The sequence below is a fragment of the Gelidibacter sp. genome, from assembly GCF_039916245.1.
In the GTDB taxonomy this organism is placed as follows: domain Bacteria; phylum Bacteroidota; class Bacteroidia; order Flavobacteriales; family Flavobacteriaceae; genus Gelidibacter.
Genome location: NZ_JBDSLS010000158.1, coordinates 1 through 5,350, shown reverse-complemented (window position 1 = coordinate 5,350; position 5,350 = coordinate 1). Strand labels below are relative to the sequence as shown.

The 5,350-nt window shown below is 34.8% G+C and carries 3 protein-coding genes and 1 pseudogene; 1 reads left to right on the top strand and 3 read right to left on the bottom strand.

Annotated elements, in window-relative coordinates; all coding sequences use genetic code 11:
- Positions 1 to 725 precede the first annotated feature (725 nt).
- From ABIQ28_RS08540 to ABIQ28_RS08530, 3 genes are all read right to left on the bottom strand, one after another.
- Positions 726 to 2,468 (bottom strand): DUF885 family protein, encoded by a 1,743-nt coding sequence (locus tag ABIQ28_RS08540; RefSeq protein WP_348036468.1) that lies wholly within the window; start codon positions 2,466 to 2,468, stop codon positions 726 to 728.
- Positions 2,469 to 2,649: 181 nt separating this feature from the next.
- Positions 2,650 to 3,606, bottom strand: coding sequence for an ornithine cyclodeaminase family protein (locus tag ABIQ28_RS08535; protein WP_348036467.1), 957 nt, complete (start codon positions 3,604 to 3,606; stop codon positions 2,650 to 2,652).
- A gap of 419 nt (positions 3,607 to 4,025) precedes the next feature.
- Positions 4,026 to 4,940 carry a dihydrodipicolinate synthase family protein gene (locus ABIQ28_RS08530; RefSeq protein ID WP_348036466.1) on the bottom strand — a complete coding sequence of 305 codons (915 nt, stop codon included), beginning with the start codon at positions 4,938 to 4,940 and terminating at the stop codon, positions 4,026 to 4,028.
- Positions 4,941 to 5,186: 246 nt separating this feature from the next.
- On the opposite strand from ABIQ28_RS08530, the pseudogene ABIQ28_RS08525 reads away from it, so the two are divergent.
- Positions 5,187 to 5,350, top strand: a pseudogene (locus tag ABIQ28_RS08525) (AraC family transcriptional regulator); the annotation flags it as partial.

Below are 5,350 nucleotides of genomic sequence, written 5' to 3'. Positions count from 1 at the left end.
TTGTGGAGCTGTCCTATTTTCATGATAATTCAGATTACTGAAAACATCTTTTCTTTAGATATTTTATCATTGTTGTCCGATTAAAGCTGTGTTGATCTACTAAGAAGAGTAATAAATAAAGGTCTTTCAATGTTTTTGACCCTCAACCTGCCTCATTTCGAGTTTTTTGAAAACTACTGTTAAAACATCATAACCCATTCTAATTATGAGTTTCACAGCCCTTATTTTCAGTTAATTACATGTTTAGTCTTTGTTCTATCTGCGAAGAGGTGGTTACTGAGCTTGTCGAAGTGTCTTAATTCTTTTCCGGACAATAGTGATATATTATACAAACATTGTCTTTTTATGGGATAGGGCAATTTGTCGCACCTCAAAACCAAGTAGGGCATTTTGAGGTTAATTATAAAAGAAATCGAAAGATGCCTTTAATATTATCTCCAATTGCTCAAAATATTTGCATAATGTTTAAAAACAAATACCGTCCGAGCAGAATCTTCTTAATGCACTTGATTTGGTACACTGTCAAAAATCAAACAAATGCGGAAACGACTAATTAATGAAGACAGTAAAATGGAAGGGAAGAACACAGAAGTGAATTAGACTGACGAGAACAATTCGATTGCCTTAGCTTTACTTACTCCATTAGACAGGAAGGATTATCCACTCCATAGGCAGAGATATAAGTCACTTAGATAATGTTATTCTGATTGATATTAAAAAATTAGTTATAATTTCTCATAGAATTTCCATTTTGTTTTAAAGTCTTTCTTTATGTCCTGATTTGTTAAAATAGCTCTGACCATTTCAACGGGCATTGCGTTTAATTGCAAAACAGAATCATTAAATTCCTTTATTGACATGCTTCCATTATCCACTAATTCTTTTTTCATTGCCCAAAACTGAAGGCCACCAACCATATAGGCTAGTTGATATAATGGACTATAAGTAGAAGCAAAAGAACGTCTTACTTCCGCAGTCGCATTCGCTCTTTCAAAATTCACCCTATCTACAAGAAAATCGATACATTCCTGAGGTGTCCAGTTACCCAAATGATAATTAAGGGAAAAAACGATTCTCGCACTTCGATGCATGCGCCAGAATAGCATGCCTATTTTATCTTCAGGCGATTCAGGAAACTTCATATCGTACAATAAAAACTCCCAATATAATGCATTTCCCTCAAGCCAAAATGGGGTATGGAAATTACGATAAGCTCTATTCCGATTGTTCATATATCCTTGAAGATGATGTCCGGCAATAGATTCATGATGTACGGTAGCTCTTGAAAAATGGGGGTTATTCCCGCGCATACTCATCATGCGATCTTCAATTTCCATCGTATTTGTTGGATATGAAACCAAAATTGATGTTCCCCCCAAAAAGAAAGGTGCAATTAGTTGCCGTTCCGGAGACATCATTTGGATACCCCAAACCTCTTCTGCCAAAGGCGGAATAGTCAAAAGGTCATGATCTCTGATAAATTTAATAGATTCCTCGAAAAGTCTGATTATCATCTCAGGCTGATCACCAGGAGATACGTAAGTTTCCTTAACTTTCTCCGAAGCAGCCTTCCAATCATCTCCAAATCCCAGATCTTTCGAAGCTTTTAAAATTTCCTTTTGACTCCAATCCAATTCAATATTGGCGATTTTTATTAATTCTTCCGGAGAATATGGGATATAATTATAATTGAGGCTTTTTGTCAATTCTTCTTTTCCGACTGGCTTACCAGCTATTCCACTGCCATCCTGTAAAAATTGTGGACTACTCATTTTTTCTTCAAACTTTGAAGCATAGTTATCTAGAGTTTCATCCAAATTTTCATAGGGTATAGGAATCCACCAAGAAAACAGAGGATCGTATCCATTATAAAAATCATAAACACTTTTTAAAGCCTTCTTTACATCCTTTACGATTTGTTTTCCTGTATGAATGTTAGAAAGCGTGAAATCTTTTTCTTTTTCCAGATCCAAGCTTAAGTTCTTAATTTGCTTATTCATTGCAGCCAATTCTAAAGCTAATTTTTGTGCATCTAATTTAGTGCCCCGACGTCTTAATTTTTCTGTTTCAAAAATTTTAGAAGCAAATGGAAACCACTTCTCTACTTTGTTATACTCTTGACTAGCTACATCCGACAATCTTATATTTTCATTTAAATCCCTTTTAAAAAGCACATAATCAACCTTACATTCTTGAGGCAAAGCTTCAAAATCGATCTTATCCAATTTTTTTAAATAATCGTTATAGAGCTTTTTATATCTTTCTCGATATTCTGGTGAAGAATGAATAATGTAAGCTATTGCTAAAGATTTATAATCCTCTCGATAATTGATCATTAAATCGGGCATTTCAGCGCACGGGACAAATAGGATACCATTCATTAATGGCTCCTCATAAATCTGAGCGTTGAGAGACATAAAAGGCGACAAAACAATTATAGCAAATAAGGTGTTCAGTTTAGCTTTCATTACATTTTAATTTTCATGTTTAATTAATTGACGATCATCATTAAATACTCTAATATTTAAAATGTTAGAATAATCTTATCTTTTATTGAATTAAAAGTCAAATCGTGGTTACTTAGTATTACATAAAGACTCTGTTCAACAATATTCTTTAATTGCTTCAATTTCAAGAATCAACTCCTTATTATTTCTTAAACAAATTATAATAATGTGTGGCAGCAGCTAAGTCTTCCAGGGCATGTCCTACAGATTTAAATAAAGTAATCTGTTTATCATCACTTCTCCCTGTATGTTTATTGGTGGCCATTAAAAACAAGTCCGCTTTGATGTCTTTTTCAGTCAAGATCCCAGTCTTTAACGGAATAACAATATCACCACTTTCTTTTAATCCACCGGCATAAGTATCCACAAACACCTCAGATTTTCTTATGGCATCATCATCAGCTTCTCGCATATCAGTTCGATAAGCACCAACCAAATCAACATGTTGACCAGGTCTGAGGTACTGGCCCAAAACAAGTGGTGTTGACGAAAGGGTAGCAGAGGAAATGATATCCACTTCACTAATTTTATCTTCAATATTTTTTATAGGCGTTATTTTGAAATCCTCCTCACTTAATCCCTCACAAATAGCCTTCGCTTTATCGAAATTTCTTCCCCAAACATAAACTTGTTCTAGAGGTCTTACACTGGCATGAGCCTTGATAAGATTTGGAGATAGCGCCCCAGTTCCAATCATTAATAATGATTTGGAATCCCTTCTACTCAAATACTTTGAAGCTAAAGCTGATGCTGCAGCAGTACGTTTTACTGTTAGACTTTTCGCCTCTATGATCGCTTTGATAGAACCTTTTAAGGCATCTAAATAAATATAAATGGCTTGAATGGCAGGTAAATCAAACTTTCCGTTCGCAGGACTAACCGTCGCTATTTTCACCCCGGCTTCCTTGCCCGGATTCCAAGCGGGCATTAATAATAAAGTCGATTCCATACCAACTTCCGGATTAGGGAAGTCATGATGATGTCGCATTGGTACCAAAAGCTCTTTATTTGCAAACATTTTTTCTAGGTCAGCAATTAAATTTGGGAAATCAGTGTTTTTCTCAACAAAATCGGCATCTATTTGAACTATATTTTTCATAAGCTTTATGGATATAAGGTTAATAATAATGTTTTAAACATCTGAATCGAATAAACCATATATTTTAAATGCCCACTTAGGACTTCTGTAACTAAAGAAAAAAATACATTTAAAACAGAAAGCAAAGAAATCTCATTAACTAAAGACAAATAGTTATTGAGATTCCTGGATTCATTCTATTTAATTTTAAATAATAAATACTAATTAAAGGATAGGCCTACTAGAGATTTTTGTAATCTGGTAAAGTAGGCCTTTTAGACTATCCTCAAATGTCTTTATAGCATATTTTTTTCGTTTCCGATTAACGGTAAACGTGGTGCTCGTACATTTTTAAGCACCCTTACCTGTATAAACCTCAATACAGATTATTAGCTTCGATTTAATGATCAATGCCAAATATTAAGTAAATGATTGACCTACTAGAGATTTTTGTAATTTGGTAAAGTAGGCCTGGTTTTTAGGCTATCCTCAATTGTTTTTATGGCATATTTTCTTTCTTCTCCGTTGAGCGGTAAACGTGGTGCACGTACATTTTCGGTACCGAGACCTGTATAAACCTCAGCCAATTTTATGTTTTGCACTAATTCTGGAACAATATCCAATTCGAATAAAGGCATAAACCATCTATGAATGTCTAAGGCTTCCTTAATACGACCAGCTTTAATCAACTCGTACATGGCAACGGTTTCTTCAGGAAACGCACAGACTAATCCGGCCACCCAACCATCAGCTCCAAGCACCATACTTTCAAAAGCGATGGTATCCACTCCTGTCATAATTTTTAACCGATCACCAAAACGATTTTTTATTCTGGTGATATTCATCGTATCGCGTGTTGACTCTTTTACCGCTTGTATAGTGTCATGTTTTAATAACTCATCAAACATTTTATGGGTGATTTCAATTTTATAATCCACAGGATTATTGTACACCATTATTGATAAAGAGGTGTTTTTAGCAACCGAATTAAAAAACTCCAAAGTCTCTCTATCTGTAGACTTATAGCGCATTGGGGGCAACATCATTAAGCCTGATGCACCGTCTTCTTCAGCCATATTTGCAGCCTTTACCGCATTTTTTGTAGACTGCTCCGCCAGCGTTATCATGACAGGCACTTTCCCATTAACCAACTCTACGGTCGTTTTCGTTAAACTGCGTTTCTCCGCTTCCGACAAAGTACTCGCTTCACCTAAAGTACCTCCCAAAACAATGCCGTGAACACCAGCATTAAGTTGCGCTTTAAGATTGGTTTCAAACATTGCAAAATCTAAAGTATCGTCATCATTAAATTTTGTTGTGACTGCTGGCATAATGCCTTCCCATTTTACGGTCATAAATTTTAGTATTATTAATGTTAATGTATAATAACAAAGCTAATTAAGAAAGACATTGAGGGATAGTGCTTATTTATCAAGTGCTAATACTATATTGTCCTTCATGTCAGAAATAATGTTTTTTATGAGTAGTTTTGAGGCCGACTCACAACCCAATCTCATTATTAATAATTTTTAGAAAAAATCACAACAGACTCCTATTGTAGAAACCAGTCTGTTCAAAAATCATATATAAAATCAGACCTAATGAAAGTCCTGCCATTTAAAATACCAAAACCAGAACATGATGCTTTAGTTTATCAAGAAGATATAGGCGAATTATTCTATGACCAATTACACCAACATGAAGAGATTCAGGTGAGTTATGTTATTAAAGGTGAGGGTAAGCTAATTGTTGGAGACACCATCAA